General features: G+C 71.9%; 21 protein-coding genes. 19 read left to right on the plus strand and 2 right to left on the minus strand.

All coding sequences use genetic code 11. From position 1 onward, the window contains the following. Positions 1 to 745 precede the first annotated feature (745 nt). Genes argH through PSH03_RS08055 form a run of 4 tightly spaced genes read left to right on the plus strand, consistent with a single transcriptional unit; the run spans position 746 to position 5,318 of the window. The gene (gene argH, locus PSH03_RS08040; RefSeq protein WP_238688710.1) at positions 746 to 2,299 is read left to right on the plus strand and encodes an argininosuccinate lyase; all 1,554 of its coding nucleotides are present in this window, start codon (positions 746 to 748) and stop codon (positions 2,297 to 2,299) included. Next, complete coding sequence (locus PSH03_RS08045; RefSeq protein WP_210786021.1) at positions 2,296 to 3,477, plus strand: argininosuccinate synthase; 1,182 nt, start codon at positions 2,296 to 2,298, stop codon at positions 3,475 to 3,477. Before argH ends, PSH03_RS08045 begins: the two co-directional genes overlap by 4 nt. Positions 3,478 to 3,514: 37 nt before the next feature. Further along, the gene (locus PSH03_RS08050; RefSeq protein ID WP_255750269.1) at positions 3,515 to 4,444 is read left to right on the plus strand and encodes a methionyl-tRNA formyltransferase; all 930 of its coding nucleotides are present in this window, start codon (positions 3,515 to 3,517) and stop codon (positions 4,442 to 4,444) included. A 28-nt stretch (positions 4,445 to 4,472) separates the two neighbouring features. Next, a complete protein-coding gene (locus PSH03_RS08055) occupies positions 4,473 to 5,318 on the plus strand; it encodes a DMT family transporter (protein ID WP_210786023.1) in 846 nt (281 codons plus the stop codon). Positions 5,319 to 5,384: 66 nt separating this feature from the next. On the opposite strand, the gene argJ is transcribed toward PSH03_RS08055, so the two are convergent. After that, positions 5,385 to 6,533, minus strand: coding sequence for a bifunctional glutamate N-acetyltransferase/amino-acid acetyltransferase ArgJ (argJ, locus tag PSH03_RS08060; RefSeq protein WP_238688712.1), 1,149 nt, complete (start codon positions 6,531 to 6,533; stop codon positions 5,385 to 5,387). Between the two features lie 474 nt (positions 6,534 to 7,007). Here argJ and PSH03_RS08065 point away from each other — a divergent pair, with 474 nt between their 5' ends. The 11 genes from PSH03_RS08065 to PSH03_RS08115 all read left to right on the plus strand — a co-directional run bounded on the left by PSH03_RS08065 (position 7,008) and on the right by PSH03_RS08115 (position 17,767). Then, complete coding sequence (locus PSH03_RS08065; RefSeq protein ID WP_210786025.1) at positions 7,008 to 7,991, plus strand: zinc-dependent alcohol dehydrogenase; 984 nt, start codon at positions 7,008 to 7,010, stop codon at positions 7,989 to 7,991. A 2-nt stretch (positions 7,992 to 7,993) separates the two neighbouring features. Next, positions 7,994 to 8,392, plus strand: a complete 399-nt coding sequence (locus PSH03_RS08070; RefSeq protein WP_210786039.1) for a 6-pyruvoyl trahydropterin synthase family protein — start codon at positions 7,994 to 7,996, stop codon at positions 8,390 to 8,392. Further along, on the plus strand, positions 8,389 to 9,435 hold the full coding sequence (locus PSH03_RS08075; RefSeq protein ID WP_238688713.1) for a glycosyltransferase family 4 protein: 1,047 nt from the start codon (positions 8,389 to 8,391) through the stop codon (positions 9,433 to 9,435). Before PSH03_RS08070 ends, PSH03_RS08075 begins: the two co-directional genes overlap by 4 nt. Next, positions 9,432 to 10,250 carry a class I SAM-dependent methyltransferase gene (locus PSH03_RS08080; RefSeq protein ID WP_238688714.1) on the plus strand — a complete coding sequence of 273 codons (819 nt, stop codon included), beginning with the start codon at positions 9,432 to 9,434 and terminating at the stop codon, positions 10,248 to 10,250. The genes PSH03_RS08075 and PSH03_RS08080 overlap by 4 nt, the downstream gene beginning before the upstream one ends. Positions 10,251 to 10,316: 66 nt before the next feature. Continuing rightward, positions 10,317 to 11,255 (plus strand): lysylphosphatidylglycerol synthase transmembrane domain-containing protein, encoded by a 939-nt coding sequence (locus tag PSH03_RS08085; protein ID WP_238688715.1) that lies wholly within the window; start codon positions 10,317 to 10,319, stop codon positions 11,253 to 11,255. A gap of 58 nt (positions 11,256 to 11,313) precedes the next feature. Then, positions 11,314 to 12,015 carry a GTP cyclohydrolase II gene (locus tag PSH03_RS08090; protein ID WP_238688716.1) on the plus strand — a complete coding sequence of 234 codons (702 nt, stop codon included), beginning with the start codon at positions 11,314 to 11,316 and terminating at the stop codon, positions 12,013 to 12,015. Next, positions 12,012 to 12,740: a RibD family protein gene (locus PSH03_RS08095; protein ID WP_210786029.1), complete on the plus strand. Its 729-nt coding sequence runs from the start codon at positions 12,012 to 12,014 to the stop codon at positions 12,738 to 12,740. The genes PSH03_RS08090 and PSH03_RS08095 overlap by 4 nt, the downstream gene beginning before the upstream one ends. A 122-nt stretch (positions 12,741 to 12,862) precedes the next feature. Beyond that, positions 12,863 to 13,414, plus strand: coding sequence for a DinB family protein (locus tag PSH03_RS08100; RefSeq protein WP_238688717.1), 552 nt, complete (start codon positions 12,863 to 12,865; stop codon positions 13,412 to 13,414). Between the two features lie 30 nt (positions 13,415 to 13,444). Then, the gene (locus PSH03_RS08105) at positions 13,445 to 14,257 is read left to right on the plus strand and encodes a TetR/AcrR family transcriptional regulator (protein ID WP_238688718.1); all 813 of its coding nucleotides are present in this window, start codon (positions 13,445 to 13,447) and stop codon (positions 14,255 to 14,257) included. 209 nt (positions 14,258 to 14,466) lie between these two features. Then, positions 14,467 to 17,157 (plus strand): Hsp70 family protein, encoded by a 2,691-nt coding sequence (locus tag PSH03_RS08110; RefSeq protein WP_238688719.1) that lies wholly within the window; start codon positions 14,467 to 14,469, stop codon positions 17,155 to 17,157. A 37-nt stretch (positions 17,158 to 17,194) separates the two neighbouring features. Continuing rightward, a complete protein-coding gene (locus tag PSH03_RS08115) occupies positions 17,195 to 17,767 on the plus strand; it encodes a nucleosidase (protein ID WP_238688720.1) in 573 nt (190 codons plus the stop codon). 3 nt (positions 17,768 to 17,770) lie between these two features. Here PSH03_RS08115 and PSH03_RS08120 read toward each other — a convergent pair whose 3' ends face one another. Then, positions 17,771 to 18,955, minus strand: a complete 1,185-nt coding sequence (locus PSH03_RS08120) for a low temperature requirement protein A (RefSeq protein ID WP_238688721.1) — start codon at positions 18,953 to 18,955, stop codon at positions 17,771 to 17,773. A gap of 172 nt (positions 18,956 to 19,127) precedes the next feature. On the opposite strand from PSH03_RS08120, the gene PSH03_RS08125 reads away from it, so the two are divergent. The 4 genes from PSH03_RS08125 to PSH03_RS08140 all read left to right on the plus strand — a co-directional run bounded on the left by PSH03_RS08125 (position 19,128) and on the right by PSH03_RS08140 (position 25,755). Beyond that, positions 19,128 to 19,991 carry a S1 family peptidase gene (locus PSH03_RS08125; RefSeq protein WP_238688722.1) on the plus strand — a complete coding sequence of 288 codons (864 nt, stop codon included), beginning with the start codon at positions 19,128 to 19,130 and terminating at the stop codon, positions 19,989 to 19,991. Between the two features lie 163 nt (positions 19,992 to 20,154). Further along, a complete protein-coding gene (locus PSH03_RS08130) occupies positions 20,155 to 21,111 on the plus strand; it encodes a sugar kinase (RefSeq protein WP_238688723.1) in 957 nt (318 codons plus the stop codon). A gap of 67 nt (positions 21,112 to 21,178) precedes the next feature. Continuing rightward, entirely contained in the window at positions 21,179 to 21,787 is a 609-nt protein-coding gene (locus PSH03_RS08135) for a bifunctional 4-hydroxy-2-oxoglutarate aldolase/2-dehydro-3-deoxy-phosphogluconate aldolase (protein ID WP_238688724.1), read from the plus strand. A 254-nt stretch (positions 21,788 to 22,041) separates the two neighbouring features. After that, positions 22,042 to 25,755: a S8 family serine peptidase gene (locus tag PSH03_RS08140; RefSeq protein WP_238688725.1), complete on the plus strand. Its 3,714-nt coding sequence runs from the start codon at positions 22,042 to 22,044 to the stop codon at positions 25,753 to 25,755. Positions 25,756 to 25,799 lie beyond the last annotated feature (44 nt).

A 25,799-nucleotide genomic window follows, 5' to 3' on the forward strand; every position in this document is an offset into this window, starting at 1 on the left:
GGAGCGCGACTGGTGACACCGACGGGCATTCACTACGCCGACTTGCTCAGATAGCCCTCATCTTGGGCATCATCGCGCTCATTGTCAACAGCCGCAATTTCGACCATACGCCTGTTTGTCAAAGCCGCCTCCCTGCTGGATTCGGTCAATTTATGCTGAACGCCGGGGATGCCGTGATCACCGCACCGAAAACCGCTCCCAGATGGCGAGAAGGGGCAACCGCCCCAACGCCTCCTGACATACGGTGGTCGCACGGTGAACGGTCAGTGCCCGCGTCTCGGACCGAGGCTTGGGCAAACCAGCAGGTCAGCGACGTGAACGACACACGGGGTGTTGAAAATCAGACGAAAAGTGCTCAGCTCGACGAAAGCGCCGCCTTCCTCGGCGCAATTGCCCGCATGGGTCATCACTCGCTCCCGGGGTGTTAGTCGACTCCGTGGAGGGTTGGCCCGCCAGATGTCGGGGTTGTGACAAACAGAAAGCAGCGGTCGCCGTGATGTGACGAGCATCCGACGCGACCCTCCTCCCGGTATTCGGGGCATTTCCCCGGTCGCCTGCGTCGTCGACCCGTGGCATCGATGCCCCAATCTCGCACGGGCCGGTGAGCCGGCTGCGTCACCAGAACAAGACATCACTGTTCGACAATTCTGCGCTCAATTGGCCGCGGAATGGACGACGCCTGCGCAAAAACAATTGTCATGGCGTTGCGACATGTGGTCCCGACGGGCCCGGAAAGGCGTGTCCGATGACCCAGAAGCTCTGGGGCGGTCGCTTCGAGGAAGACATCACACCCGAGGTACTCGACTACACGCTCACCGTTGACATCGACGTCCGGCTGATCCCGCACGACCTGTGGCAGAACATCGCGCACGTCATGGTGCTGGCTCGGCAGGGCATCATCGCACCGGACGCGGCGCGATCCATCGTCACGACGCTGGTCAAGCTGGACCAGCAACATCGCGCCGGCGCGCTCACGCTGCGCGCCGAGTACGAGGATGTCCACCTCAACATCGAGCAGATGGTCATCGAGGAGTTGGGGCTGGACGTCGGTGGCCGGATGCACACCGCCCGGTCCCGCAACGACCAGGTGTCCACCGACGCCCGGATGTACCTTCGCGACGTCCTGCTCGAGGCGATCGACGCCAACCTCGACCTGATCGATCGGTTGACGCAGCTCACCGACCAAGATTTCCGCACTGTGCTGCCGGGGTACACCCACAGCCAGGCCGCTCAGCCGATCAGCGTCGCCTTCTGGCGGACCGCACACGCCAGCGCGCTGCTGCGTGATGTGCGCCGCCTGCGGGACGCCTTCGGTCGGGTCAACGAGTCGCCGCTGGGCGCCTGCGCGCTCGCCGGCACCTCGTTCCCGCTCGACCGCGACGCGACCGCACAGCTCCTCGGGTTCGATCGGGTGCTCAGCCACGCCCTGGACGCCACCAGCGCCCGTGACCACATGATCGAAGCTGCCGCGGCCTTCGCCATCGGCAGCAACAACCTGTCACGCATGGCGGAGGAGATCGTCATGTGGAGCGGTCACGAATACCGGCTCTGCGAGGTGGGGGACGCCTTCACGACCGGCAGCTCCATCATGCCGCAGAAGAAGAACCCGGTGGTCGCCGAGCTGGTACGCGGGCGGTCCGGCCGGGCCACCGGAGTGCTGGTGCAACTGCTGACAGCGGTCAAGGGTGTCACCCTCGGGTACAGCTGCGACCTGCAGGAGGACAAGCCGTTCCTGTGGCAGAGCATCGACTCGTACCTGTCCACCCTGCGCGTGGTGGAGAGCCAGACACGTACTCTTCGCTTCGACCCGCAGCGCGGCGAAGAGCTGTGCTGGGACAACTTCTCGACCGCCACCGAACTGGCCAACTATCTCGTATCCGCGGCCGGGGTGTCGTTCCGCCAGTCGCATCACATCGTCGGCAAGGTGGTCGGTCAGCTGATCAGCCGGCAGGCGACGTTGCGTGACCTCGAACTGGTCTCGTCGATGCTGGCCGACGAGGGCCATCCGGTCGCCGTGGACGTGCTCCGTGAGCTGCTCGCGCCGCTGAACGCCATGAACGGCTACACCAGTGGTGGTGGCACGTCCACCGCCAGCGTGACGGACGTCGCGGCGGAGCTGCGCACCAGTTCCGCCGCACACCGTGGCTGGATCCGCACCCGTCGCGACGGCCTTGCCGCGGCCCGCGCCGGCACGCTGCGCGGCGCGGACGACGTGGCGGGCGGTGCCCCGATCGAGAAGGCCCTCGCCGCCGTTCTCGACGACCTCGCGCACGACCACCCTGGACAGGAGCAGTCATGAAGATCGTTCTCGCCTACTCCGGCGGCCTGGACACCTCGGTGGCGCTGCATTGGCTGCGCGAGCGGTACGACGCCGAGGTGATCGCCTTCTGCGCCGACATCGGGCAGCTCGAATCCGTACCGGACGTGCGTGAGCGCGCCCTGCGGACCGGTGCGTCCGAGGTACGGGCAGAGCCGCTGACCGATCGGTTTCTGACCGACTTTGCGTTGCCCGCCCTTCAGGCACACGCCCGGTACGAGAACAAGTACCTGCTGGCCGCGCCGCTGTCCCGACCCCTGATCGCACAGCGGATGGTCGAGATAGCGCACGCGGTCGGCGCGGATGCGGTCGCGCACGGCGCCACGGGCAAGGGCAACGACCAGGTGCGCTTCTTCACCAGTGTGGCGGCGCTCGACCCGTCGCTGAAGGTGCTGGCACCGGTGATCGACTGGGAGTTGAAGACCCGCGAGGACGAGCTGGCCTACGCCGACAAGCACGGCATCCCGGTGCCGGTCGGCAAGGAGAAGCCCTACAGCATCGACACCAACGTGTGGGGGACCAGTATCGAGTGTGGCGAGCTCGATGACGTCACCCAGCCACCACCGGCTGACGCGTGGCAGCTGACCGGTGATCCTCGCCAGGCCCCGGACGAGCCGACCCGGGTACGGATCGGCTTCGCCGAGGGCGTTCCGGTCAGCCTCGACGGTGAGTCGCTCGGTCTGAGCGCTCTGGTCGGACGCCTCAACGCGCTCGCGGCGCCGCACGGAATCGGCCGGATCGACATCACCGAGAGCCGGATCGTCGGATTCAAGACTCGGGGCATCTATGAGGCGCCGGCGGCAACCGTGCTGATGGCCGCGCACGCGGAGTTGGAGTCGCTGGTACTTGACCGCGAGACCCTGCACCACAAGCAGTCCATCGCCCTGCGGTACGCCGAACTCGTCTACTACGGGTACTGGTTCAGCGACCTGCGTCGGGCGCTCGACGGGTTCGTGGCGACGCTTCAGCCGGCGGTGACCGGCGAGATTGCCGTGGACCTGTTCAAGGGGAGCTGCACAGTGGTCAGCCGGTCGTCGCCGCGCTCCCGCTACAGCCGGGCGATGGCCACCTACGAAGCCGGAGACCAGTTCGACCACCAGGCGGGTGCCGGCTTCGCCTACGTGTGGTCGTTGCCGCTGACCGCCGGTCACCGGGCCTGAGAAGCAGAGAGGAGCGACACCCGTGCGAGTAGTGTTCATGGGCTACCAGACGTGGGGGCATCGAGTGCTGCAGGCGCTGATGGACTCCCGCCACGAGGTGGTGCAGGTCATCACCCATCCGGACAGCGGTCACGAGTACGAAACCATCTGGAACGACTCGGTGGTCGGCCTGGCCGAGAAGCACGACTTGCCGATCCTGGTGCGTCAGTACGCCAATGACGACGAGGTCGCCGCGCGGCTGCGAGAGTTGGCCCCGGACATCATCGTGTCGTCGGACTGGCGGACCTGGCTGGCGCCGGCGGTGTACGGCCTGGCGCGGCACGGGGCGATCAACGTGCACGACGCCCTGCTGCCCCGCTACGGCGGCTTCGCCCCACTCAACTGGGCGATGATCAACGGTGAACGCGAGGTCGGAGTCACCGTGCACTTCATGAACGACGATTTCGACCTTGGCGAGATCGTGTTGCAGCGTCGGGTCGAGGTGGGCGACAAGGACACTGTGACGGACCTGTTCGAGCGAACCATCGAGATATTCCCGGAGATCACCCTGTCGGCGCTGGACCTCATCGAGAGCGGCACCGGGCAGTGGATCAGCCAGGATCCGGCCCAGGCGACGTTCTTCCACAAGAGATCGGTGGAGGACAGCCGAATCCACTGGACGTGGCCGGCCGACCGGCTGGCCAATCTGATCCGCGCACAGAGCGATCCCTACCCCAACGCCTTTGCCTACCACAATGGCGTCCGGCTGCGGGTGACCGCCGCCGCCGTGTCGTCCAAGCGCTACGGGGGGACGCCGGGCCGGATCTTCTGCCCCGAGGATGACGGCGTGGTCGTGGTGTGCGGACCGGAGGCCCACACCGGACGTGAACAGGGGCTGAGAATCCTGCAGGTGCGCACGGAGGATGGCGCGCAGATGCCGGCGCGGGCCTACTTCACGTCCATGGGGGGTTATCTGACGTCCCACTGATCCGGCCATCGACAATCCAAGGCGGAACATGTTCAGCATTCTGATGTCGCTGGCCTCGGCAACGGTTCTGGGAGCGGCCGACTTCGTCGGCGGCTTCGCCACCAAACGCGCGGCGGCAGTGACCGTCGTGCTCTGGTCGAACATGGCGGGGCTGGCGACCGCCGTGGTGTTCGTCGGAACTGTTGGCGGCGGAACCATCAGGGCCGCCGACGCCGGCTGGGGAGCACTCGCCGGGTTGGCCGGCAGCGTCGGTGCCATGTTGCTCTATCACTCCCTCGCCCACGGAGTGATGAGCGTTGTGGCCCCCACCACCGCCGCCATGGCCGCGATCCTGCCCGTCCTTGTCGGCCTGGCCGGTGGGGACACCGTGTCAGTGATCGGTGCGGCCGGCCTGGCCTGCGGCCTGATCGCCATCCCCTGCGTCTCGGTCACCTCGGGCGGTGACCGGCCGGGTCGACAGTCGCACCTGCGGACTGTGGCCGGGGCGTTGGCGGCCGGCGCGGGCTTCGGCCTGTTCTTCGTGCTGTTGGCCCGTACCGGCGACGGGTCGGGGCTGTGGCCACTGGTGGCCGCCAGATGTGCCTCGTTGACCCTGCTCGTGCTCGCCTGGCCGATCGGTCGGTGGCCGATCAGAGCTCCCCGTAACACAGTGTTGCTGGCCTTGCTCTCCGGTGGTCTCGACATGCTGTCGAGCGTGCTGTATCTGCTGGCCGTCCGGGAGGGCTACCTGTCCGTGGTGGGCCTGCTCGCATCGCTCTACCCGGTCAGCACGCTCCTGCTCGCGCGGGTGGTGTTGCGCGAACGCGCCACCCGGGTGCAGTGGGCTGGCGTCGTCCTGGCGTTGGTCGGGGTGTTTCTGTTGGCATCCCGCTGACCTGCGCGGCTCGGCTACGAACGTCCGGGCGGTACCTAGCACGGTACCGCCCGGACGCGTCGTCGCTCAGGTGGTGTAGTCAGCGTTGATCCGGATGTATCCGTCGGTCAGGTCGCACCCGTACACGGTGAAGGCGCCGGCGCCGATACCGAGGTCGACCTCGATCACCACGTCGTCGCCTTCGAGGTGGCGCCGCAGCCGAACCAGCGTCTCCTCAGTGGCCTGTGCCGGATAGACCTCGATACCGCCGAAGCCGATCCGGACCCGTTGCTGATCGATGTCTTCGTCGTCCTCGCACTTGCCGACCGCCATCGCAACCCGGCCCCAGTTCGGGTCCGCCCCGTGCACGGCTGTCTTCACCAGCGGCGAGTTGACGATGGCCTTGCCGACCCGCTTGGCCTGCTCGCCGTCCCGGGCGCCGCTGACCCGTACCTCGATGAGTTTGCTGGCGCCCTCGCCGTCGCGGGCGACCATCCGCACCAAATCCAGCGCGACGGTGTACAACGCCTGCTCGAACTCGTCCAGATCGACCGGCCCGGCCAGGCCGTTGGCGAAGACGGCCGCGGTGTCACTCGTGGAGGTGTCGGTGTCAATGCTGACCGCGTTGAAGGTGCGAGCGATGACCGACCGGAACACCCGGTCCAGGTCGGCCGGCTCGATGCGGGCGTCGGTACAGAAGAACGTCAACAGGGTCGCCATGTTCGGTTCGATCATGCCGACGCCCTTCGCGACGCCGACGATGCTCGCCGCTGCGCAGCTGGCCCGCACCACCTTGGGCGTGGTGTCGGTGGTCATGATCGCCCGGGCGACCCGGTCGAAATCGGCAGGCGGAAAGGGCCACCGAAGCTCGGCCAGGCGCTGTCGCACCCTGGGCATCGGATACTGCTTCCCGATCACCCCGGTCGAGGCGATGAGCAGTTCGTCGTCGTCCAGCCCGGCGGCGCGAGCCACTGTGGACCGCACCTCGCGGGCGTTCTCCAGCCCTTCCTTGCCGGTGGCCACGTTCGCGTTGCGGGAGAGCACCACGACGCCGCGGGCGGACGATGTCGACGCCGCCGAACGGCTCAGGACGACGCTGGGCCCGGCGAACCGGGAGCGGGTGAACACGGCGGCGCTGACCGCGGGCACCTCCGAGACCAGGGCGGTGAAGTCGTCCTCGTCATCCTTGAGCCCGGCGTTCGCGACCACCGCGCGGAACCCCTGCGGAACGATCATGTACTGCTCCATCCTTCTCATCTCGGCCCGGTCCTGGCCCCCGAAACTCAGCGGCGGACGACGCCAAGGCTCACACCGGCTCGGACCCCTGTCACCTGCCGGTCACCGAGGCCGGTCACCGGGGGGGAGCGGACCTCCGGACGCCGGCACGGCGCAAGCCGACGCACATCGACGGGCAGCCACAGCGGCCCGTCCTTCGTGACCCAAGGTATCAATGAGGTAGCTATCCGATGGATTCCCGCCCGGAGCATCCCAGGGGCGGTCCGCCGCACTGTGGCCGGTCGGATGACCTCGGAGCGAGGCAGACCGGGCGCCACGCGGTGGCGGTGACCGCAGGTGATCGGGCCGAGGTGGGCGTTCGACGACGCTTCGAACTGTGCGCACCGAACATCCGTGTTTATGATCGACAACCCCCGACCGGGGACCCGACGCGGCCGATCGATTCGGCCCGGAGCAGAGCTGAGGTGCGCGACGGTGATCCGCGAGGCGTACGCCTGCTGGGTGCGCGAACCCGGCGTGGCCGAGATCCAGCCGGTGTCACTGACCGCCCCGGGCCCCGACGAGGTGCTGGTCCGGACCCGCTACTCCGGGGTCAGCCGGGGCACCGAGACGCTGGTCTTCGCCGGCCGGGTGCCCGCCGACCAGTACGCCTCGATGCGCGCGCCGTTTCAGGAGGGCGAGTTCCCCGGCCCGGTGAAGTACGGCTACCTCAGCGTCGGCGTGGTCGAGCAGGGCCCGGCGGAGCTGCTCGGGCGAACGGTGTTCTGCCTGCACCCGCACCAGAGCGCGTACGTCGTGCCGGTGAGTGCCGTGGTGCCGGTGCCGGAGGGGGTGCCGGCCGCCCGAGCGGTGCTCGCCGGCACTGTGGAGACCGCAGTCAACGCGCTGTGGGACGCGGCGCCGCTGGTCGGCGACCGGGTCACCGTGATCGGTGCGGGCATGGTGGGCTGCTGCGTCGCGGCGCTGCTGGCCCGGTTCCCCGGCGTGCACGTCGAGTTGGTCGACACCGACGCGCGCAGGGCCGGCGTCGCCGGGGCCCTCGGCGTCGACTTCGCCAGCCCGGCCGACGCCCGTGGTGACCGTGACCTGGTCGTGCACGCCAGCGCCACCGCCGCCGGCCTGCAACAGTCGCTGGACCTGCTCGCCCCGGAGGGCACCGTCATCGAGCTGAGCTGGTACGGCGACCGCCCGGTGCAGGTGTCACTGGGCGGCGCGTTCCACTCCGGTCGACTCAGCGTGCGCAGCAGCCAGGTCGGCATGGTGGCACCCGCCCGACGGGGGCGGCGCAGTTACGCCGACCGACTGGCGCTCGCCCTGGACCTGCTCGACGACCCGGCCTTCGACGCGTTGATCACCGGCGCGTCGCGCTTCGCGGAGCTGCCCGACGTGCTCGCCAGACTGGCCTCGGGCGACCTGCCCGCGCTCTGCCACCTCATCACCTACGAAGACGGAGAGTGACAGTGTTCAGCGTGACCGTTCGGGATCACATGATGATCGCCCACAGTTTCCGAGGCGAGGTGTTCGGGCCCGCCCAACGGCTGCACGGCGCGACGTTCGTGGTGGACGCGACGTTCCGCCGGCCGGACCTGGACGCCGACGGGATCGTGGTGGACATCGGCCTGGCCACCGAGCAGCTGCGGGCAGTGCTGAGCGAGCTGACCTACCGCAACCTCGACGACGAGGCCGCCTTCGCCGGGGTGAACACCACCACCGAGGTGCTGGCCCGTACGATCGCGGACCGGCTGGTCGAGCGGGTGCACGCCGGCGAGCTGGGCGCGGGGGCGCGCGACCTGACCGGCATCACCGTCACCCTGCACGAGTCGCACATCGCCTGGGCGAGCTACGAGCGGTCGTTGTGACCGAAGCGGGCCGGGCGGTGCACGTCGTCCTGCCCGGTGACATCGACGATCCGGCCACGCCCAGCGGCGGCAACTCCTACGACCGCCGGATCTGCGCCGGGCTGGGCGAGCGCGGCTGGTCGGTGCACGAGCATCCGGTGCCCGGCGGGTGGCCGCACCCCGACCCGGCCGACCGGGCGACGTTGGGCAAGGTGCTCGCCGCCGTGCCCGACGACGCCGTGGTGCTGATCGACGGCCTGATCGCCTCGGCCGTGCCGGACCTGCTCGCCCCGCACGCCCGTCGGCTGCGCCTGGTACTCCTGGTGCACCTGCCGCTGAACGACGAGCCGGAGGCCCGCGCCCTGGCCGCCGCTCGGGCTGTCGTCACCACCAGCGAGTGGACCCGCCGCGCCCTGCTGGCCCGCCACCCGGCCCTCGCCGGCCGGGTCCGGGCCGCGCCGCCGGGGGTGCGGCCCGCACCGCCCGCGGCCGGCTCGGTGGCCGGCGACCGGTTGCTCTGCGTCGCGGCGGTCACCCACCACAAGGGGTACGACGTGCTGGTCGACGCGTTGACCACGCTGGTCGGCCGGTCCTGGACGATGGTCTGCGCGGGCACGTTGACCCGGGAACCAGATCTCGTGCACCGGCTGCGCGACCGGTTGACCGGAGCGGGCCTCACCGGGCGGGTGCGGCTGGTCGGCCCGCTGACCGGCGCGGCGTTGGACGACGCGTACGCCGCCGCCGACCTGCTGGTGCTGCCGTCGAGAGGCGAGACGTACGGCATGGTCGTCACCGAGGCGCTGGCCCGCGGCCTGCCGGTGTTGACCACCGAGGTGGGTGGGCTGCCGGAGGCGCTCGGTCACGCGCCCGGCGGTGAGCGCCCGGGACTGCTGGTCCCACCCGGCGACCCGGCGGCGCTGGCCGCCGCGCTGATCCGCTGGCTGGACGACGACGCGCTGCGCGCCCGGCTGCGGCGTGCCGCTCTCGCCCGGCGCGACACCCTGACCGACTGGCCGGTGACCACCGCGTTGCTGGCCGGCGTGCTGAAGGAGGTGGCGGAATGACCGCCGAGGAGACCCTGCCGTTCGCCGACTGGCTGCGGTTGCGTGAGCCGGCCGACGCGGCGGCGCGCGCCGAGGACCTGCTGGATGCCGTCCGGGCCCAGCTGACCGGGGACGCCCCGACGGTGATCCACGACCTGGGTAGCGGCACCGGGTCGATGAGTCGTTGGCTGGCCGCCCGGCTGCCCGGACCACAGCACTGGGTGCTGCACGACCGGGACGCCGACCTGCTGGCCCGGGCCGCCGAGGGCATGAGGGGAGTGACCGCCGCCGACGGCGCCCCGGTCACCGTCCACACCCGCTGCGGCGACCTCACCCGGTTGACCGCCGACGACCTGGCCGACGGTTCTCTGGTCACCGCGTCCGCGCTGCTGGACATGCTCACCGCGGAGGAGATCGAACGGGTGGCGGCCGCCTGCGTCGGCCGGCCAGCCCTGTTCGCCATCTCGGTGACCGGGCGGGTCCGGTTCACCCCGGCCGACCCGCTCGACGAGGCGGTCGAGGCCGCGTTCAACGACCACCAGCGGCGTACCGTCGAGGGCCGGCGGCTGCTCGGCCCGGATGCCGTCGCCGCCACCGCCGCCGCGTTCGCCCGGCGCGGCGTCGACGTGCGGGAACGGCCCAGCCCGTGGCGTCTCGGCCCGGAGCAGGCCGACCTGACCGCCGAATGGTTCCGAGGATGGCTCGGGGCCGCCTGCGAGCAGCGCCCCGACCTGACCGGACCCGCCCAGGCGTACGCCCGCCGTCGGTTGGCTGACGCGGCGGCCGGCCGACTCACAGTGCTCGTCGAACACACTGACCTTCTCGCCGGTGGATGAACCGTTCACGCCCTGGGTACGTGCACTAGGGCAAGTGGACGATCTTCAAAGGGAGGGCCGGCGCCGATGTTCTGGGCCTGGGCACGAGTGGTCGGCGGGGTGGGTCTGCTCGCCGTCCTGCTGTGGCAGGTGGGCAGCGGCCCGTTCCTCGCCGGAGTACGACTGATCGACGCGTCAGCGTTGGCTGCGGCGCTGGCCATCGGGGTGCTCACCACGGTCTGCGCGGCGTGGCGGTGGAGCCTGGTGGCCGGCGGGCTCGGCGTACGCCTGCCGCTGGCGACCGCTGTGGCGCACTGCTACCGGGCCGTGTTCCTCAACGCCACACTGCCCGGCGGGGTGCTCGGCGACGTGCACCGGGCGGTACGCCACGGCCGCGATGCCGGTGACGTGAGCCGGGGCATCCGCGCGGTGGTCTGGGAGCGTGCCGCCGGGCAGGTGGTCCTGGTCGGGGTCGCGCTGGTGGTGCTCGCCGCCTTCCCGTCCCCGGTCCGGCCGTACCTGCCGGTCGCCGCCGCGCTGCTCGTCGCCGGCGGGCTGGCCGTCGTGCTGTTGGCCCGGGTCCTACCGAACGGTGGCGGATCGCGTTGGGCGACGGCACTGCGCACCGCAGTGGCGGACGTACGGTCGGGTCTGCTGGCGCGGCGCACCTGGTTCGGTGTGCTGGTCGCCTCGGCCGTGATGGTCGCCGGTCACCTGGCCACCTTCCTGGTGGCGGCGCGTACCGCCGGGTCGGACGCCCCGCTGTCGCGTCTGCTGCCGTTGACGTTGCTCGCCCTGCTCGCCATGGGCCTGCCGTTGAACGTGGCCGGCTTCGGGCCGCGCGAGGGGGTGGCGGCGTGGGTGTTCGGCGCGGCCGGCCTCAGCGCGGCCGAGGGCGTCGCCACCGCCACCGTCTACGGCGCACTGGTGCTGGTGGCCAGCCTGCCCGGGGCCGCCGTGTTGCTGGCCCGTCGGCGTCGAATCCCGGTCGCCGCCCGGGAAGCCGCCTCCGGCGGCGGATGTTGAGTCGGTTGTGAGACGGTACGCGTCGCCGGACGGCGGTGGCGCCGGACAAAGGAGTCCCATGCCCGAAGCATTGCCGGTTGCCACGATCCGCACGCAGGTCACGGTGCCGCTGGCGTTTCCGGATGGCTACACCACGACCGCCCGGGTGTTCACCTTCAAGGGCCTGGTGGACGGTCGGGAGCACCTGGCCCTCGGCCTCGGCGACTGGGCGGGCGCCCTGGACCGGCTCGCCGCCGGGGGAGCGGCTCCGCTGGTCCGTCCGCACAGCGAGTGCCTGACCGGCGACGTGTTCGGCAGCGAACGTTGCGACTGCGGGCCGCAACTGCGCGAGGCGGTGCAGCGGATCGCCGAGACCGGTGGTTTCCTGCTCTACCTGCGACAGGAGGGTCGTGGCATCGGCCTGTACGCCAAACTCGACGCGTACGCGTTGCAGGACGCCGGGTTGGACACCTACCAGGCCAACGTCGCGCTGGGCCGGGGCGAGGACGAGCGGGACTACACCGCCGCCGCGCAGATGCTGGCCACGTTGGGCGTGCCGCGGGTCCGACTGCTGAGCAGCAACCCGGACAAGGCCGAGCAGTTGACCCGGCTGGGCGTGGACGTGGCCGAACGGGTGCTCACCAGCGTCTTCCTCTCGCCGGCCAACGCCGACTACCTGGCGGCGAAGGCGGCCAAGGCGGCGGAGGTCGAGGCGGCCGAGGCGGTCGAGGCGGCGGATGTGCTCGCGGGTCGCGCTCCTGAGCGGCCCGTCTCCCGATGAGCTGGCGGCCGGGCCCGACGCGGCCGTACGTGCTGCTGAGTTGTGCCGCCTCCATCGACGGGTACATCGACGACGCCTCCGAGCAGCGGTTACTGCTGTCCAACGAGGAGGACCTGGACCGCGTCGACGCGGTCCGGGCCAGCTGCGATGCCATCCTGGTCGGCGCCGGCACCGTCCGACGAGACGACCCTCGGCTGCTGGTGCGCTCCCCGAGCCGCCGGGCCGAGCGGGTGGCGGCCGGTCGGCCCGCCTCGCCCACCAAGGTCACCCTGACCGCCCAGGGAGACCTCGACCCGACCGCCCGCTTCTTCACCGCCGGTGATTCGGCCCGGCTCGTCTACTGCGCCACCGGCGCGTTGGAGAAGACCGAGGAGCGGGTCGGCCGACTGGCCACCGTGATCGACGCGGGTGAGCCCGTCGACCCGGGGTGGCTGCTGACCGACCTGGCCGCACGGGGCGTACAGCGGGTGATGGTGGAGGGCGGCGGGACGGTGCACGCCCAGTTCCTCGCCGCCGGTCTCGCCGACGAACTGCATCTGGTGGTCGCCCCGTTCTTCGTCGGTGACGGCCGGGCGCCCCGGTTCGTCGGAGAGGGTCGCTTCCCCTGGCACCCGGGCCGCCGCGCCCGCCTGGCCGAGGCCCGTCAGATCGGCGACGTGGTCCTGCTCCGCTACGCCCTCTCCGACCGCTGCCCCACCGCCGCCCCCGCCCGCCCTACCGGTTGATCATGGGATTGGCGGGTGATTCGATCTCTGTGGAACCCGCCAACCTCATGATCACCGCGAGTAGGTGGGTGGGTGGGGTTATTTTGTGGACGGCGGTGCCGGTGCCCCGACAGAATCTCCGGATGTCCGTAGCGCCCCTGGCCCTCCTGCGCTGGCAGTTCGACCTGACGTGGTCGCTGTTCGAGTACCACCTTGAGCGACTCGATCCCACGGACTTCCTCTGGGAACCGGCCCACCACTGCTGGTCGGTGCGGCAGAGCACTGACGGCACCTGGACCCCGGACTGGGCCGACACCGAACCCGACCCGGTCCCGGTGCCGACGATCGGCTGGCTCACCTGGCACGTCGGCTGGTGGTGGACCGTGGCGATGGACCATCTCCGGGGTGGATCAGCGCGGCAGCGCACGGCCGTTGTCTGGCCGGGCGCTGGCGAGCCGAGTGTCGCCTGGCTGCGTGGACTGCGCACCGAATGGCTGGCTCTGCTCGACCAGCTCGGTGACAGCGACCTCGACCGCCTCGCGACGTTTCCGTGGCCGGACGGGACCGACCACACCGTCACGCACACGATCGGTTGGGTCAACTCGGAGCTGATGAAGAACGTCGCGGAGATCGGTCAGCTCCGGCTGCTTCGCGCCGCCCGGGCCGATCGGGACGACCCGGCCGCTCGACCGTAGTGCCTCTCGTCACCCGAAACCGGAGGCGGCGTGCTCAGTGCCCGGTGTGTCGAGTGCGAGGCGGAACTGCCCGTCGGCGCCGGCCGAGGGCGCCCGCGCCGCTACTGCTCCCGGCGCTGCCAGGCCCGCGCGTACCGCAGGCGTCGTGAGCACGGCCCCATCAGCAGCCCGCGTCGGATTCGGGACCTGCCCGCGCCGACCGGCGGCGACCCGCGCCACCGGTTGGTCGCCCTCGCGGTCGAGCTGGCGGACGCGGGCGGTCTGGACGCCGTCTCCCTGCGGGTCCTCGCCCAACGCGCCGGCCTGCCCGCCCACGCCGTGTACCGGCACGTCCGGAACCGGGCCGACCTCCTCGCCGCGATGGCCGAGCAGATCACCTCAACCCGTCCGCCCGGCACCGCGCCACTACCGCGCGATCCGCGCCAACGGCTCGAACGGTTGGCCGGGGACGAGTGGGCGATGTACCGCAGGTATCCCTGGCTGCTGGCCATCCTCGCCACCGACCGGCCGCCGACCGGGCCGGCGGTACTCGCCATGGTCGACCGGGTGGTGACGGCGTTCACCAGCGCCGGGTACGAACCGGCCGATGCGTTCCGCGCCTACCTGGCGCTCAGCGGCTACGTCCAGGGCATGGCCCTGCTCATCCGGCGTGACCCCGAGGACACCACCTACCATGCCTGGTGGTCGGCGACCCTCACCCGGCTGGAGCGGACCGGCCGTACCCGGGACCGACAGTGGCTGGCCGAGGCCGGGCAGACCAGACCCGACGCCGACCTGGACACCTGGTTCCAGCTCGGCCTGCGTGGGCTGCTCGACGGCCTGTTGCGCGGCCCCGCTCGGTAGGGTGGCCGGGGCCGGACGGCCCGGAGCAGTTCTACCTGAAACTCGGTTTCCAGCTGACCGGGGAGACCAGCGAGGACGAGGTGGTGGGCGTCCACTCCACCCGCTGACCGGAGGCAGTGGACCATCCCGGACCGAGTGATCAGCAGTGCGGCGGCGCCTGCGTACGATGCGGGGTCGAGTTCCCCTCGTCGCGGCGGAGGTATCGGGCAATGGCAGGCCAGCACGAGGGTTTCGCCCTCGGCATCGACCTCGGCACGTCCAACACTGTCGCGGTGCTGCGCTGGCCGGACGGGCGGACCCGTCCACTGCTGATGGACGGTCAACCGCTCAGTCCGTCCGCCGTCTACGCCGACCCGGACGGCACCCTGCACACCGGCTGGGACGCCCGCCGGTTGGCGCAGGCCGACCCGGCCCGGTTCGAGGCGAACCCGAAGCGTCGGGTGGACGAGCCGACAGTGCGGCTCGGCGACCGCGCGTACCCGCCGGCCGACCTGCTCGCCGCGGTGCTGGCAGCCGTCGGTCGGGCGGCGGTGGGCGCTGTGGGTTTCCTGCCGCCGGCCGTGGTCACCTGCCCGGCCGCCTGGGACGCGACGCGGCGGCAGGTCCTCGCCGACGCGCTGCTGCGGTCGGGCTGGCCGCAGGCGGTCGAGCACACCCTCGCCGGGCCGACACCGCCCGGCACCCGGCTGCTGCGGGAGCCGGTGGCCGCCGCCCGCTACTACACGCAGGTGCTGCACCGTCCGGTGCCGGTCGGCGGGGCGATCGCGGTGTTCGACTTCGGTGGCGGGACACTCGACGTCGCTGTGCTGCGCAACGAGGGCGCCGACCCCTGGGGTGACTCCGGCTTCAGCGTGGTCGCCGATGGCGGACTGCCCGACCTGGGCGGTCTGGACCTCGACGCCGCGCTGGTGCGGCGGGTCGGCGAGTTGGTCGGTGAGCGGCACGCCGCGCAGTGGGCCCGGCTCACCCGACCGGCGGATCCGGCGCAGCGCCGCGACCAGGTCCGGCTCACAGACGAGGTACGTGGTGCGAAGGAAACGCTGTCCCGGTCTACGGTCGCCCCGGTCGCGGTGCCGGGAGTGGCCGAGACGATCCAGCTGACCCGGGCGGACGTCGAGCGGGTGGCCACGCCGCTGCTGCGCCGGGCGGTGCAGCGGGCCCGGGAGGTCATCGCCGCCGCCGGGCTGCGCCCCGATCAGCTCGACGGGTTGTTCCTCGTGGGTGGGTCGTCACGAATCCCGCTGGTGGCCCGCATGCTGCACGCCGAGCTGGGGATCGCGCCGACGGTGCTGGACCAGCCCGAGTTGCCGGTGGCCGAGGGCGCCCTGACCGACCTGCCGCTGCGCAAGCCGCTACCCGTCCCGGCGTACGCGGGAGCGCCGCTCGCAGCACCCGCGCCGGCTCCGGTGAGCCCGCCCGCCCCGGCTGGAGCGCCCGCGCCGGTCGTACCGTCGCAGCCCTGGCCGGGATCCACCCCGCCGGCGGGCCCGCCCCCCGGGCCGGGCCTGGCCGGCGCCACCCCGACCCCACCGGGCGGCGCGACAGGCTGGCGGCGGGCGCGCTGGGTGGTGCTCGGCGCGGTGCTGGCCCTGGCCGGCGTGGCCACCGCGGCGACGCTCTACCTGACCCGGGACCGCTACCCGGATCTGACGTTCGACTCGCTGCGCGAGCTGTCCCGGCCGTCGGCCGGCGCCGAACGGCCGGTCGACATGTGGACGGCGGTGCTCGACGACCGGGCCTACCTGGCGTTCCCGCTGCCCGACGACCGGCTGGAGGTGGTTGCCGTCGACGCGGGCAACGGCCGCGAGTTGTGGCGCGAGCAGACCGACGTGCGGGCCGACGACTGGAAGGCGGTCATCGCCGTCCCCGGTGGGGTCGCGGTCCTCGCCGACGCACCGGGCGACAGCACACCCCGACCGCTGGCGGTCCTCGACGGTCGTACCGGCGAGCAGCGCTGGCAGCGTGTTCTGCGTGGTGACGACGACGTCTACTTCGCCGACGACACGGTGGTGCTGGTGGACCGGGCCGCCGACGAGCTGGTTGGCCTGCGCCTGACCAACGGCTCGGCGAAGTGGACGCAGCCCAACCCCCGCGGCCAGTACGCCGGTGGCCGTACCGTGGTCCGGCCGGTCGGCACCGACGCGGCGGCGGGCGGTCCGGCCTTCCTCGACGGCACGCCCCGCAACCCCTGGGCGAGCAAGGGGCGGCGACTGGTCCAGGTGGGTGCGGACCGGTCGGTGCGGCTGCTCGACATGGCATCCGGCGCGGTGCTGCGCCAGTGGGGCAGCGTCGCCGACCTCGACGACCTGGTGGTCGCCCACGAGGACCGCCTGTACGTGGCCGCCAACGAGGGTGGTTACCAGCTGCTCGCGTACGACCTGGGTTCCGACGCCGAGCCGGTGGTGCTGCACCGTTCCGGCAACGACGAGTACCGCCCGAAGGAGCTGGTGGCCTGCGGTGAGCGGCGGGCCTGCCTGTTGCAGGTGCCGGACAATGACGTCGCGCGCACCGAGGTGGTGGCGGCCACCGAGGGTGAGCGCATGATCAAATGGTCGGCTCCGGGCGTGACCGGCCTGGTCCCGTTGGGTGAGCAGGTGCTCGCCCAGCGGGAGTTGCCGGAGCCGAGCGTCACGGTCTTCGACGCCGCCGGCAAGCCGGTGCTGCGGGACCGGGGCGGGGTGGCGGTCCGCCTGGACGCGGGCAACCTGCTGGTCTTCGCCAAGGCGCCCAGCATGGTCGCGGACAACCGGGTGCTCGCCGGCGTGTGGGCCGAGTCCGGGGAGGTCGACGAGTTGGGTGAGCTGAAGGACGTGCGCAGCTCGTCCTGCTCGTGGAACACCCACGTGATCGCCTGTGGCGCGGACAAGGACTTCGTGGTGTACCGCTTCACCGACGACTGACGTCAGCGGCCCACCGGTCGGCTCGTACGATGCTCCGGTGAATCTTCGAGGTACGGTCCGCGCCGATCGCCCGTTGGTGGTTCTTGCCGTGGGGGAGGAGGCCCGCTACCTGCCGCCCGAGCTGCCGGTCCTGCTCACCGGCATGGGCAAGGTGAACGCCGCGAGCGCGGTGGCCGCGGTGCTGGCCGCCGGGCCGCGCCCGACCCTGCTGCTCAACCTGGGTACGGCGGGCGCGTTGCGCCCTGGCTGGGCCGGCATCCACGAGGTCGCCACGGTGCTCCAGCACGACCTGGACACCGAACTGCTGCGCACGCTCACCGGCGAGACCTACGGTGCGCCGCTGTCGCTGGCCGCCGAGGGCGCGGTGCTCGCGACCGGTGACACCTTCGTCGCCGACGACGCCGAGCGGGACCGGTTGGCGCAGCGCGCCGACCTGGTCGACATGGAGGGGTACGCGGTGGCCTGGGCCGCCGCGCAGGCCGGCGTGCCGTGCCGGCTGGTCAAGCAGGTCAGCGACGAGGCGGGGGAGGGCGCGGCCCGGACCTGGCAGGAGTCGGTGGACGCGTGCGCCCGGGACCTCGCCGAGTGGGCCGGTCGACACGTCGCCTGAGGGTCAGCCGTCGTCGGTCTGCTTCGTCTCCAGCCCTGGCCTGGTCTCCCGGTCTCGGGCGGGGACGAAGATGTGACCGGCCAGCGCGAGCGCCACGACGGCGGCGACCAGCAGCGGCGGCCAGCCGCCGGCCCACGGCAGCACCAGCAGTGGCGTGAGCTGCCAGGCCACTCGCCGCCACGGCACGACCCAGGACACCAGCAGGGCGAACAGGACGCGACCGAGCACGAACAGTGCCGGGCCGCCGATGATCAACATGAGCCACCGCGCCGGTGTCGTTCCGGTCGGATGGCGGACGACCAGCTCGAACGAGGCCGCTGTGGCGACCACACCGGTCAGTAGCACCAGATGGGTGTACGGAGCCAGCCGCGCCGGGCGGCCCGCATGGGACTCGGCCGCCTGCAACAACTCGCTGGCGCGGTAGGCGTAGATCTGCCAGAGCAGCAGCATGGTGATGGACGCGCAGAGCAGGGCGGTGACCCGGAGCGAGTCGAGTTTGCCCCGGCTGACCTGCAGGGTCGGCAACAGGACGATGTCGCCGAGGGCCAGGATGACGAACTGCTGGTACCTCTCGCCCAGGTGCCCGGTGATCCGCTTGTACTGGGCGATGGGCACCTGGCCCAGCCGGGGCGTGGGGTAGCGGGCCGCAGAGGCGACCAGGTCGATCGTTATGGCGATGGTCCAGAGCCCCCAGTTCGGACGGTCTGACAGCGCGCCGGAGACCCAGAAGACACCGGACACCGTGAACCAGAAGAGAAACCGGGTGGCCCGCTCCCGGGCCGTCCGGTGCCCCTGCCGGTGCAGGGCGGCGACCAGGATGATGCAGCGAATCAGGTGTGTGCCGACGTACGAGACCACGAAGAGCAGCAGGTGCCCGATGGTGACCATCGGCAGCGCCACCGCCATCCCCACCGAACCGACCATGGCGATCATCAGGATGGCCTGGATCGGGCGTCGCTGCGGGTCGTAGAACTCGGTCGTGGTCGCGGTGAGCGACCAGGTCCACCAGATGGCTGTCAACATCAGCAGCACTTTGGCGATGCCGGACCAGGTGTGCTCCTCGGTCAACAGTGTCGACGTCAGCGCGAGGGCGGCCACGAAGACCACGTCGAAGAGCAACTCCAGCAGCGTGGCCCGGGTCGACCCCTCCAGCCGGCGTACCAGCGCCGCATTCCCCTCGGTGGTCATGCCTGGCCTCCCGCCGCGTCTCCCGAGGAATTATCGGCGGCCCCGGCGCGGCCCGTCCCCGGATCGGCGATTCCCGCTGGTCGGGGAAGAGGGCGGCCGGAGGTTGCCACGGCGTCGGACGCCGGGCGATGCTTGTCCGCATCCATAAATCTCGATCTCCTCGGAGGTTCGGATGCGCCGCTCCCCGCTGGTCGCCCTCGTCCTGACCGCCCTGCTGCTCGTCGCGCCCGGCGCGGCGCAGGCCGCCGTCCCCGACCGGGCCGCCGCGCCCGCCGCCGACCCGACGGCCACGCTGACCGGGGTACGCACCGCGGGCACCGCCTGGGGTCTCGACCCCGCCACCGGCCGGATGACCCTCACCGTCGACGACGCCGTGGCCCCCGGCGAGCTGGCCGCACTGCGGGCGGTGACCGACCGGGCCGGCGTGCTGCTGCGCCGTGAACCCGGAACGCTGCGTCCCCTGATCGCCGGCGGGCAGGGCATCTACGGCGGCGGTGGTGCGCGCTGCTCGCTCGGCGCGAACGCGCGCAGCGGCAGCACCTACTACGTGATCACCGCCGGGCACTGCACCGCTGCCGCCGCCACCTGGTACGCCGACAGCGCCCAGACCACAGTGCTCGGCACCCGCACCGCCACCAGCTACCCCACCAACGACTACGGGCTGATCCGCTACACCGGCCGGATCGCCCACCCGAGCGCGGTCTACACCTACCCCGGCCTGCTGACCATCAACGGCCCCGGCAACGCGTACATCGGTCAGGCGGTGTGCCGCAGCGGCAGCACCACCGGCGTGCGCTGCGGCACCGTCACCGGTCTCAACCAAACCGTCAACTACGCCACCGGCGTGATCTACGGCCTGATCCGCACCAACATCTGCGCCGAGCCGGGAGACAGCGGCGGACCGCTCTACGTGGCCTCCACCGGCAGGATCCTCGGCATCCTCTCCGGCGGCACCGGCAACTGCACCTCCGGCGGCACCACCTACTACCAGCCGATCGCGGAGGTGCTGGCCGCGTACGGGCTGACGTTGCCCTGAGCGCCGAGGTGTGACGTGCGACGGGTTGCCCGTCCCGCGCGGGACACCTAGGCTCGGCGACGCCCAGCACCCCCGCCCCGAGGACGTGTGCCCGATGCCGACCGCCGCCCGACCTGACCAGCCGAGTGTTCCGGCCGGCCTTCCGTCGATAGAGGTGGCAGCGGTGGGGGAGACGATGGTGGTGCTCTGCCCCGCGCCGGGTGAGCCGCTGGAGCGCGCCGAGCGGGTCGCCGTCTCGGTCGGTGGGGCCGAGTCCAACGTGGCCGGCTACCTGGCCCGCCTGGGACACCTGACGACCTGGGTGAGCCGGGTCGGCGACGACCCCTTCGGCCGGGCCGTCGTCCGGCACGTCGCCGCCGCCGGCGTCCGCGTCGACCAGGTGTGCGTGGACCCGGCCGCCCCCACCGGCCTGTACGTCAAGGACCCGGGCCCGGAGGGGACCGCCGTGCACTACTACCGGGCCGGGTCGGCGGCCGCCCGGATGGACCCCGCCACGCTGGCCGATCCGGCGCTGGCCGGTGCCCGGGTGCTGCACCTGTCCGGAATCACCCCGGCGCTGTCCGCCTCCTGTCGGGCGCTGGTCGAGCACGCGGTGACCGACCGGCCGCTGGCTCAGGCGTTGGTCAGTTTCGACGTCAACCACCGGGCCCGGCTGTGGTCCGCCGACCAGGCCGCGCCGGTGCTGCGCGACCTCGCCAACCGCTGCGACCTCGTCTTCGTCGGGCAGGACGAGGCGGAGACCCTCTGGGGCACCACCGACCCGACGGCCGTACGTGAGCTGTTGCCCGATCCGGAGACGGTGGTGGTCAAGGACGGCGCGGTGGGCGCCACCGCACTGGCCCGCGACGCCGAACCGGTTTTCGTGCCCGCGCCCCGGGTGACGGTGGTGGAGCCGGTCGGCGCCGGAGACGCCTTCGCCGCCGGCTACCTGGCCGGGCTGCTACGCGGCCTCGACCCGATGCGGCGGTTGCGCCTCGGTCACCTCGTCGCGGCGCAGGCGTTGACCAGCAGCGGCGACAACGCCCCCGTCCCGCCGTGGGCCTGGTTCGAGAAACTCATCGACGCCCCCGCCGACGCCTGGTCGCCGCTCGACCTGACCGACCCGGGCGCGACGAACTGAGTCGGGCCGCCGGGTTGCGACCCGACCAGCAGCAAGAGTCCCACCGCGACCTCGGATGGAGTGCACCATGACCACACCGGACTTCGACCACATCTTCGGCGGCGCCCGGGTGATGGCGATCCTGCGCGGCCTGCCGGTCGCCGAAACCGTTCGGCTCGCCGAGCGTGCCTGGGATCTCGGCATCGACGTGGTGGAGGTTCCGGTGGCCACCGCCGACGCGGTGCCGGCGCTGCGGGCCGCCGTCGAGGCAGGGGCCGAGCGGGACCGCATCGTCGGCGCCGGCACCGTGCTCGACGTCGAACAGGTCGCCGCGGCGGCCGACGCGGGCGCCCGGTTCACCGTCGCGCCCGGTCTGGACCTCGCGGTCGCCGACGCCGCCGCCGCGCGTGGCCTGCCGCACCTGCCCGGTGTGGCCACCCCCACCGAGGCCCAGCAGGCACTGCGGCACGGCCTCACCTGGCTCAAGGCGTTCCCCGCGATCGCCCTCGGCCCGGCCTGGTTCAAGGCCGTCGCCGGCCCGCTGCCGCAGTTGCGCTTCGTCGCCACCGGCGGCCTCGACGCCGGCAACGCCGGCGCGTTCCTGCAAGCGGGCGTACGCGTGGTGGCCGTCGGCTCCGCCCTCTCCGACCCCACCCAACTGGACGCCCTCGCCAACCTGACCCGCCCCACCCCCTAGCTTCCCTCCCTCACCCGCCCCTGCCCGCCCTCCTCGCCGCCGCCGATCTTGCACTTGCGGTTGTCGATGCGTCCTGATTCGCGGCTTTGGTCGCGACAGAAAGTGCAAGATCGACGCGGGTGGTGGGGCGCGACGTGGGGCAGGCGTGGCGGGGTTGCGCCATGGCGTAAGTGCGTCGGGGTGCGGTACGCGGTTGGTGTGGGCTCTGCGTCGATGCTGTGGTGCGTACCACTTCTCGACACAAAGAGGTCATCGTGGCTCTGTCTCACCGGCGCCGCCGATCCGGGCTGATCGCCCTCGGCGCCGCCCTCACCCTGGCGGCCGGGTTCACCCCACCCGGCGCGGGAGCGGCCGCCGCCCCGCCGAACAACCCCGACCGCCCGGCGGGTCAACCCCCGGCCGCCGCCGGACGCGCGTCCACCGTCACTCTGATCACCGGTGACACGGTCACCGTCACCACCGCGGCGGACGGCAGCACGGTGTCGACAGTGCGCCGGCCGGACGGCAGCACCCCCAGCTTCCACCGCACCGTGCGCGACGGCGACACCTACGTCTACCCGGACGCCGCGCTGTCCTATGTGACCAGCGGCCTGCTGGACCGGCAACTGTTCAACGTCACCGACCTCATCGCCGACGGCTACGACGACGCGCACACCGACGCGCTTCCGCTGATCGTCACGATGACCGACGCGGCGGCCCGCAACCGCACCCGCCCCGCCGTCGACGGCGCCGAACTGGTCCGACCGTTGGACAGCGTGCAGGGCGCGGCGCTGACCCGCCAGCGTGCCACCGCCGACCGGTTCTGGACCGCGCTGACCGCCGGTTCGACCCGGCGTACGGGTGACGCCCCGACCCTGGCCAACGGCATCGCCAAGGTCTGGTTGGACGGTCGGGTGCACGCGGACCTGGCCGAGTCCACCGCGCAGATCGGCGCGCCGAAGCTGTGGGCCGAGGGCAACACCGCCACCGGTGTCGACGTGGCGGTTCTCGACTCGGGTGCGGACGCCGAACACCCGGATCTCGTCGGCCAGATCGCCGAGTCCAGCAGCTTCGTGCCCGAGGAGCCCGACATCCTCGACTACAAGGGCCACGGCACGCACGTCGCCTCGACGATCGCCGGCACCGGCGCCGCGTCCGGTGGCGCCGAGCGGGGCGTCGCCACGGGTGCCCGCCTGCACATCGGCAAGGTGCTCAACAGCGAGGGCAGCGGACAGAACTCGTGGATCATCGCCGGCATGGAGTGGGCGGCCCGTGAGCAGAAGGCCCGGGTGGTCAGCATGAGCCTGGGCGGTGAGGCCACCGACGGCAGCGACCCGATGAGCCAGGCGGTCGAGCGACTCAGCGCCGAGACCGGCGCCCTCTTCGTGATCGCCGCCGGCAACAGCGGCCCGGCCAGCATCGGCAGCCCGGGTGCCGCCAACTCCGCGCTCACAGTGGGCGCCGTCGACAACACCGACCACCTGGCCGACTTCTCCAGCCAGGGGCCACGCGCCGGCGACGGCGGGCTCAAGCCCGAGATCACCGCCCCCGGCGTGGACATCCTGGCGGCCCGCTCGCACTTCGTGCGGGGCGGCTCCGGCGACTACACGCTGATGAGCGGCACGTCGATGGCCACCCCGCACGTGGCCGGCACGGCCGCGCTGGTCGCCGCCGCGCACCCGGACTGGACCGGTCAGCGGATCAAGGAAGCGCTGGTCAGCACGGTCAAGGCCACGCCCGAGTACACCCCGTACCAGGCAGGTGCCGGCCGGGTCGACGCGGTCGCCGCCGCGCACGCCACCGTCTTCGCCACCCCGAGCGCCTACTCCGGCTTCCAGGCGTGGCCGCAGCAGCCGGGCACGACCGTCGACCGTACGGTCACGTACACCAACGTCGGCAGCGCGTCGATCGACCTGAAGCTGGCCCTCGACGCGGCGACCGCGCCGGCCGGACTGTTCGCGCTCTCCGCCGACCGGGTCACCGTGCCCACCGGCGGCACCGCCACCGTGACGGTGACCGCCGCGTACGACAAGCTGCCGGTGGAGAAGCAGGTCAGCGGCATGATCGTCGCCACCGACGACACCGGTGCGGTGCGTGGGCGCACCCTGATCGGCGCCGGCAAGGAGGGCCAGCGGCAGAACCTGACGCTGGTCGCCAAGGACCGCGACGGCAAGCCGCTCGTCGGCAAGGTCATCCTCACCGCCGACACCCTGTTCACCGCCGTGGACCTGCCCGAGAGCGGCACCGCCACGCTGCGGCTGCCGGTGGGAAGCTGGAACGGTTGGATCTCCACGGACGTGCGCGGCGCGCACGGGCCGCATTCCAAGGGCATGGCGATGCTCAGCTTCACCGACGTGAACCTGGACCGCGACCGCACCGTCATCCTGGACGCGCGGGCCGCCCGACAGGTGCAGGCCCGGTTGCCGCAGGAGGCCACCGCCAGCGCGTTGCGGATGGACATCCACCGGTCCACGAAGAACGGTCTCACCGAGAGTCAGGTGCTGCCCGACGACTCGTACGACAGCATGTGGGCGTTGCCGACGAGTCGTCCGGTGACCGACGGCGAGTTCGAGTTCGGCGCCCGGTGGCGGCTGGAGCAGCCGGCGTTGACCGTTTCGGCGGGCGGTCGCTCGTACGACGATCTGTTGGTGAAGCGGGCGACCCCGGCGCTGCCGGCCGGTCGTCGCCAGCTGGACGCGGTCTACGTCGCCGACGCGTCGGCGACGGGGCTGGCCAAGCGTCCGGTCCGGGACCGGGCCGTTGTGGTGCGCCGCAGTGACAGCGTGGACATCGCCACCCAGGCGCAGGCCGTCGCGGCGGCCGGAGCGAAGCTCCTGCTCGTGGTCAACGACGGCATCGGCCGGCTCCAGCCGTGGGACGAGGCGGCGTGGAGCCCGGAGAGCCCGGCCCCGGTCACAGTGGCAACCCTCGGTGCCGACGAGGGTGGGCAGCTCATCGCCGCGCTGGAGCGGGGCGCGGTGCGGCTCACCGTCGAGTCGCACCCGGAGACCACCTACCTGTACGACGTGGCGCACCACTGGACCGGCACGGTGCCGGCCGACCCCACCTACCGGCCCACCAAGCGGCAGTTGGCCCGGGTCGACGTGGAGTTCCGCAACTACCGGCAGGGCAAGGCGCTGGAGTTCCGCACCGACGTCTGGCGCGGCTGGGCGTCGAGCAACCAGGAGCCGGCCCCGGCGCAGGGCCGACGCACCGACTGGGTGAGCGCCGACCAGCGGTGGATCGACGACGCGTTCATCGCCGGCGAGACCGGTCAGCACCTGATGGCGGTGACCACGTACCCGGCCGGCAAGCCGAGCGCCGTCACCTGGTTCGGGCCGATCCAGCGCCCCCGGATGGGCGGCAGCTACGTGCCGGTCCGGTACCTGGACACCGTCTACCTGCCCGCGCCCGGGTGGGGCGACGGAGGCGGGCACATCGGTGAGGCGTACGCGAACTACGACATGGTCAACCGGACCACCCTCTACCAGGGCGACAAGGAGCTGAACTGGGGTAACGCCGAGTACCTCCAGGTCTCCGGGCTGGCGGGGCAGCGGCTGCCGTACCGGCTGGTGGTGGAGAACGACCGGGCCGCGTGGACCAACCCGTACTCCCGGCAGACCCGCACCGAGTGGGGCTTCCACTCGGCGGTCACCGGGGAGGAGTCGGCCGAGGTGCTGCCGATGATCCAGCTGGACTACCAGGTGGCCATCGACTCCGCCGGCAGGGCGTCGCGGCGGGCACCGCTGACCGTTGTCGCCTCCCACCTGCCCGACGTCACCGGCACGATCGGCGCGGTGAGCGTCGAGGTGTCCTACGACGACGGGGCGACCTGGCAGAAGCAGCGGCTGACCCGGCACGGCGACGGCTGGCGTACCTCGCTGGCCGCACCGGCGAAGGCCGGCTTCGTGAGCCTGCGCACCACGGCGCGGGACAGCGCCGGCAACACCGTGAGCCAGCGCATCAGCCGGGCGTTCGGCCTGCGCTGACAGCACTGCGGCCGGCCGCCGTCCGGGGGTGCGCGAACACCCCG

This window comes from Micromonospora salmantinae, from assembly GCF_022230905.1.
Lineage (GTDB): Bacteria > Actinomycetota > Actinomycetes > Mycobacteriales > Micromonosporaceae > Micromonospora > Micromonospora salmantinae.

Bases quoted from the DNA above. Each gene is read 5' to 3' on its own strand.
- argH (WP_238688710.1), top strand. From the start codon at position 746: ATGACCCAGAAGCTCTGGGGCGGTCGCTTCGAGGAAGACATCACACCC.
- PSH03_RS08045 (WP_210786021.1), top strand. From the start codon at position 2,296: ATGAAGATCGTTCTCGCCTACTCCGGCGGCCTGGACACCTCGGTGGCG.
- PSH03_RS08050 (WP_255750269.1), top strand. From the start codon at position 3,515: ATGGGCTACCAGACGTGGGGGCATCGAGTGCTGCAGGCGCTGATGGAC.
- PSH03_RS08055 (WP_210786023.1), top strand. From the start codon at position 4,473: ATGTTCAGCATTCTGATGTCGCTGGCCTCGGCAACGGTTCTGGGAGCG.
- argJ (WP_238688712.1), bottom strand. From the start codon at position 6,533: ATGATCGTTCCGCAGGGGTTCCGCGCGGTGGTCGCGAACGCCGGGCTC.
- PSH03_RS08080 (WP_238688714.1), top strand. From the start codon at position 9,432: ATGACCGCCGAGGAGACCCTGCCGTTCGCCGACTGGCTGCGGTTGCGT.
- PSH03_RS08085 (WP_238688715.1), top strand. From the start codon at position 10,317: ATGTTCTGGGCCTGGGCACGAGTGGTCGGCGGGGTGGGTCTGCTCGCC.
- PSH03_RS08090 (WP_238688716.1), top strand. From the start codon at position 11,314: ATGCCCGAAGCATTGCCGGTTGCCACGATCCGCACGCAGGTCACGGTG.
- PSH03_RS08095 (WP_210786029.1), top strand. From the start codon at position 12,012: ATGAGCTGGCGGCCGGGCCCGACGCGGCCGTACGTGCTGCTGAGTTGT.
- PSH03_RS08100 (WP_238688717.1), top strand. From the start codon at position 12,863: ATGTCCGTAGCGCCCCTGGCCCTCCTGCGCTGGCAGTTCGACCTGACG.
- PSH03_RS08110 (WP_238688719.1), top strand. From the start codon at position 14,467: ATGGCAGGCCAGCACGAGGGTTTCGCCCTCGGCATCGACCTCGGCACG.
- PSH03_RS08120 (WP_238688721.1), bottom strand. From the start codon at position 18,955: ATGACCACCGAGGGGAATGCGGCGCTGGTACGCCGGCTGGAGGGGTCG.
- PSH03_RS08125 (WP_238688722.1), top strand. From the start codon at position 19,128: ATGCGCCGCTCCCCGCTGGTCGCCCTCGTCCTGACCGCCCTGCTGCTC.
- PSH03_RS08135 (WP_238688724.1), top strand. From the start codon at position 21,179: ATGACCACACCGGACTTCGACCACATCTTCGGCGGCGCCCGGGTGATG.